The organism is uncultured Intestinimonas sp. (genome assembly GCF_944387725.1).
GTDB lineage: Bacteria > Bacillota > Clostridia > Oscillospirales > Oscillospiraceae > Intestinimonas.
In genome coordinates this window covers 1-4,514 of the sequence record NZ_CALXGA010000101.1, presented here as the reverse complement: position 1 = coordinate 4,514, position 4,514 = coordinate 1, and the positions used below count along the sequence as shown (strand labels likewise).

At 63.6% G+C, this 4,514-nt stretch carries 6 protein-coding genes; 3 read left to right on the top strand and 3 right to left on the bottom strand.

Annotation, left to right across the window (positions count from 1 at the left end; translation table 11 throughout):
- The 3 genes from Q0K09_RS10395 to Q0K09_RS10385 form a co-directional block, all read left to right on the top strand.
- On the top strand, positions 1-1,459 hold a 1,459-nt coding region (locus Q0K09_RS10395), incomplete at its 5' end, for a recombinase family protein (protein ID WP_294475982.1).
- 270 nt (positions 1,460-1,729) lie between these two features.
- Positions 1,730-1,927: a hypothetical protein gene (locus Q0K09_RS10390; protein WP_294475979.1), complete on the top strand. Its 198-nt coding sequence runs from the start codon at positions 1,730-1,732 to the stop codon at positions 1,925-1,927.
- Between the two features lie 91 nt (positions 1,928-2,018).
- A complete protein-coding gene (locus tag Q0K09_RS10385; protein ID WP_294475978.1) occupies positions 2,019-2,687 on the top strand; it encodes a UDP-N-acetylglucosamine pyrophosphorylase in 669 nt (222 codons plus the stop codon).
- A gap of 63 nt (positions 2,688-2,750) precedes the next feature.
- Here Q0K09_RS10385 and Q0K09_RS10380 read toward each other — a convergent pair whose 3' ends face one another.
- The 3 genes from Q0K09_RS10380 to Q0K09_RS10370 form a co-directional block, all read right to left on the bottom strand.
- On the bottom strand, positions 2,751-3,200 hold the full coding sequence (locus Q0K09_RS10380) for a CBS domain-containing protein (protein WP_294475976.1): 450 nt from the start codon (positions 3,198-3,200) through the stop codon (positions 2,751-2,753).
- 45 nt (positions 3,201-3,245) lie between these two features.
- A complete protein-coding gene (locus Q0K09_RS10375) occupies positions 3,246-4,112 on the bottom strand; it encodes a QueG-associated DUF1730 domain-containing protein (protein ID WP_294475974.1) in 867 nt (288 codons plus the stop codon).
- Between the two features lie 75 nt (positions 4,113-4,187).
- The coding region (locus tag Q0K09_RS10370; RefSeq protein ID WP_294475972.1) for a S1 RNA-binding domain-containing protein at positions 4,188-4,514 on the bottom strand (327 nt) is incomplete at its 5' end.

Sequence of the window (4,514 nt, the reverse complement as noted above, 5' to 3'; positions counted from 1 at the left end):
CTTGGACGCGATCTATGCCCGGCAGTCCGTGGACAAGGCGGACAGCCTCTCCATCCAGGGGCAGATCGACCTGTGCCGGCAGAAGGCCGGAGAGAAGCCCCTCATCTACCAGGACAAGGGCTACTCCGGTAAGAACACCAACCGCCCCGACTTTCAGCGAATGATGGAGGACGTAGAACGAGGTCTGATTCAGAAGATCGTGGTCTACCGTCTGGACCGCTTTTCCCGCTCGATTGCCGACTTTGGGCGGCTGTGGGAGATTCTGAAACAGCACAATGTGGAATTCGTCTCTATCAATGAGACCTTTGATACCTCCACGCCCATGGGCCGGGCCATGCTGAATATCATTATGGTCTTTGCCCAGTTGGAGCGGGAGACCACCGCCGAACGGGTGCGTGACAACTACTATCAGCGGGCCAAGCTAGGCTCCTGGCCGGGCGGTCCTGCACCCTACGGCTTTTCTATTGGAAAGCTGCCAGGGCCGGACGGAAAACCAGCGCCGGGGCTGTTACCCAATGAACGGGCCCCTGTGGTAGAGCGAATCTTCCAGGACTATGCCCAACCGGAGGCCACCCTGGGCAGCGTGGCGCGGGGATTAAACGCCGACGGTATCCCAGCCCCCAAACGGTCTACCTGGGACAATGTGTCCCTGTCCCGTATCCTACATAGCCCATTATACGTTATGGTAGACGAGGATGTCTACCTCTATTATCAGGGTAAGGGCTTGATTTTCTCCAACGCCCTGGCGGAATTTGACGGGCTCCATGCCGGGATGATTGTAGGGAAGCGGGACCGGAGTGCCGGCAAGTATCAGGACCTCAAGGAACAGCACTTCTCCCTGTCCACACATTATGGGCTGATTTCCTCCGGGCTGTGGCTCCAGTGCCAGTACAAGCTGGACGCCAACCGGCAGCTAGGTGGAGCCGGGCGGGGCAAACACACCTGGTTCTCCGGCCTGCTCAAGTGTGCCTGTTGCGGGTATAGCGTCAAGGTCAACCGGGACAAGGACAAGTATTATCTGGTGTGCAGCGGGCGTTCCAATCTGGGTCTTTGCGACGCTTCTATTCGGATTCAACTCCGAGAGCTAGAGGCCTCCGTGGAGGTGGAGCTGGAGCGGTTGCTGGCGGAATGTCCGGACGTAGAGGCCAATATCGAGGAAGACCAGGAGACGGCGCAGGCTCTGGCGCTGATTGACCAGAAGATTGATCGCCTCATGTCCGCCCTAGCCGAGAGCAGCGACCTGACTATGCCCTATATCAACCGTACCATTGAAAAGCTGGAGGCCCAGCGGGGGGAACTGCTGGACCGGCAGGCCAAGCTACATAAACAGCCCCCGCCAAAGCTGAACCACCTGAAATTCGGACCTTTGGACTTTGAGCAAAAGAAACTGGTGGCGGCCCAGTTCATCCAGGAAATCAGGCTGTCTGGTGAAACTGCGGAGGTTATCTGGAAGGTATGAGGCGGCAGGAGTCGAACTCCTGCCGCCTCATGTATGCTGAACCTAATATTTCCCGTACACCCTTAAATTTATCTGTTGATATCAGGCAATTCCTTACAAAATAAGGATATAGCGCATCTTCTCTTTTGGCGTGCTGTTATTGATTCACGTCTTTGTACAACATATAGAGAAAATTATCAATATCTTGTAAGCAGTTCAATACTTGAACCTGTTTGGGAACGTGACAGCCTGGACTGGAAGGACCTCTCCGCCGAAGAGATCACCAAGCGGGTGGTGAGCCGGGTGCAGCCGGGGTCTATCGTCCTCTTCCACAACGCGGCCCTCCACACCCCGGAGGCCCTGCCCGCCATTCTGGAGACCCTGCTCCAGGAGGGCTACACCTTTGTGCCAATCTCCCAGCTCCTGCTGCCGGGGGCCTACAACACCGACTACACCATTGACCACACCGGCCGGCAGCTGGCGGCGTGAGGGCCGGGGCTTGCAAAAAGCGGAAAATCCGGTATAATATCCATGAGAATATGCGCGGCGGGGACCGCCGCACACAGAAAGGAACTGTGTCATGAATCTGGAAATACCGGCGCTGCTGGACCTGTCTCATACCCTGGCAGGGGAATATCTGGCGGGCTTCCGCTACCCCTGGGAGGCCCTGGAGGGCATTTCAGACCTGATTCTCCGGCTGGGCCCGGCGCTTCCTCCCAAGGAATACGATCAGCCCTCCCCCCGGGTGTGGGTCCACAAAACAGCCAACGTCTATCCCTCCGCCTGGCTGGGAGCCCCCTGCATCATCGGGCCGGAGACCGAGGTGCGCCACGGGGCCTTCATCCGGGGTTCGGCCCTGGTGGGGGCCGGCTGCGTGGTGGGCAACTCGGTGGAGCTCAAGAACGTCATCCTCTTCGACCATGTCCAGGTCCCCCACTACAACTATGTCGGGGACTCCATCCTGGGCTACCGCAGCCACATGGGGGCGGGTTCCATCACCTCCAACGTCAAGTCCGACAAGACCTCGGTGGTGGTGAAGGACGGCGCCCGCCGCCTGGAGACCGGCCGGAAGAAGTTCGGCGCCATCCTGGGGGACCGGGTGGAGGTGGGCTGCAACACCGTCCTCAACCCCGGCGCCGTGGTGGGGCGGGACACCCACATCTACCCTGTCTCCTGCGTCCGGGGGGCCGTACCGCCGGGGAGCATCCTCAAGACCGGCGGGGTCATCGTGCCCCAGACCTCCGGCTGAACCGGAAGCGTACGCGGCGGAGCCCCGGCGGCGGAACAAGTTCCGCCGCCGGGGCCTCCTTCCTCAGCCCGGCTCCCCAGGGCCGGGGGAGCGGTGGACATTCTCCGAAATCTCGGAGAGGGCCTCCGCCGCCTCCATATTACAGGCCCGGCATTTGGCCAGGTCCCCCAGGGAGACCATGCCCACCACCTGATTGCCCTCCATCACCGGCAGGCGGCGGACCTGCTGCTCCGCCATCCGCCGGGCGGCCTCCGCGGCGTCGTCGCCGGGGGAGACCACGGCGCAGTTCCGGGACATGATGTCCCGGACCGGCACCTGATGGGGGTCGGTCTCGGCGGCCACGCACCGGGTCACGATGTCCCGGTCGGTGACAATACCCCGGAGGCCCCCGTCCTCGCCGCAGACCGGCAGGGCGCCCAGCTGGTGCCGGGCCAGAAGCCGGGCGGCCAGGGAGGCCGACTCTCCGGGGGTGATGGAGACCACGCTCTGGTTCATCAGTTCTCGTACTTGCATAAAAACACCGCCTTCCGGGGTCAGCTTCCCCGGAAGGCGGTGTTTTTATGTGCGTTCCGTCTCTTTTTCCGGCCCCTTCCCACCGGAGGGCTCCCGGTGGAGCTCCAGGTTCCGCCGCAAAACCCCCGGGCCCCGCCAGGTGAAGGCCCGGCCGGCGTATTTCTCCCGAAACTTCCGGTTGGTGAGGGCGGCCACATCCTGGGGCCCCAGTGTGGTGATCTGGTCCTCCCGGAACTCCGGCAGCGGGGAGAGGGGCGCGTCCTGATTGTAGGGGCACACCCGCTGGCACAGGTCGCAGCCCCACACCAGGCCGTGGCGGGTGAGGATCTCCCGCTCCTGTTCGGTCAGCGCCCCCTTCCGCTGGGTCAGGCCGGAGAGGCAGCGGCTCCGGTCCACCCCCGCCTCCGTCAGGGCCCCGACGGGGCAGGCGGCCAGGCAGGCCCCGCAGTCCATGCACAGGGGCGAGACCTCCGGGGCGCTCTCCAGGGGGAGGTCGGTGAGAATCGTCCCCAGGAAGAGGTAGGTCCCCCAGGGGGGCACGATGGTCATGCCGCTGCGCCCCCGGAGGCCCACCCCGGCCAGCCCCGCGCACAGCCGCTCCGGCAGGGGGGAGTCGTCCACCATCCGCACGAAGCGCCGGTCCGGGTAGAGGGCCCGGAGCCCCTCACAGACCCCCTCCATCCGCCTGGGGACGGCCACATGGTAGTCCTGGCCCCGGGCGTAGAGGGACAGGTTCCCCGGCGCATCTCCGGGGAAGTAGGGATAGGCCGCCACAAAGACCCCGGCGGGGGCGGGGCACAGCGCCTCCGCCCGGGCCTGGGCGGCCGGGTCCATGTAGGGGAGCAGGTCCCGGTAGGCGCAGGTCCCCCAGGCCGCCGCGCCGGAGCCCGTCCAAAGCGCCTCCAGTGTCATGCAGGTCCCTCCTCTTCCGCGTAAAAACCGGCGGGCGGGTCCACACCCGCCCGCCGGAGCATCTTTTCAGAAAACTTACTTTTTGAGGCCGGGGTTGCGCTCAATGTCCCGGAGGGCGTCCTTGTAGGAGAGGTTTACCCGGCCCTTCTCGTCGATCTCGATGACCTTGACCCAGATCATGTCGCCGATGTTCACCACGTCCTCGCACTTCTCCACCCGGTGGTTGGCCAGCTTGGAGATGTGGACCATGCCGTCCTTGCCGGGGGCCAGCTCCACGAAGGCGCCGAAGGGCAAAATCCGCACCACCTTGCCGTAGTAGAGCTGCCCCACCTCGGGGACGAAGACGATGGTCTCGATGGTCTTCTTGGCGGCGTCGCAGGAGGCCTTGTCCACCCCGGCGAT

What these genes read in the sequence shown, in the direction of transcription:
- Q0K09_RS10385 (WP_294475978.1), top strand. Translation starts at nt 2,019, where the DNA reads ATGAATCTGGAAATACCGGCGCTGCTGGACCTGTCTCATACCCTGGCA.
- Q0K09_RS10380 (WP_294475976.1), bottom strand. Translation starts at nt 3,200, where the DNA reads ATGCAAGTACGAGAACTGATGAACCAGAGCGTGGTCTCCATCACCCCC.
- Q0K09_RS10375 (WP_294475974.1), bottom strand. Translation starts at nt 4,112, where the DNA reads ATGACACTGGAGGCGCTTTGGACGGGCTCCGGCGCGGCGGCCTGGGGG.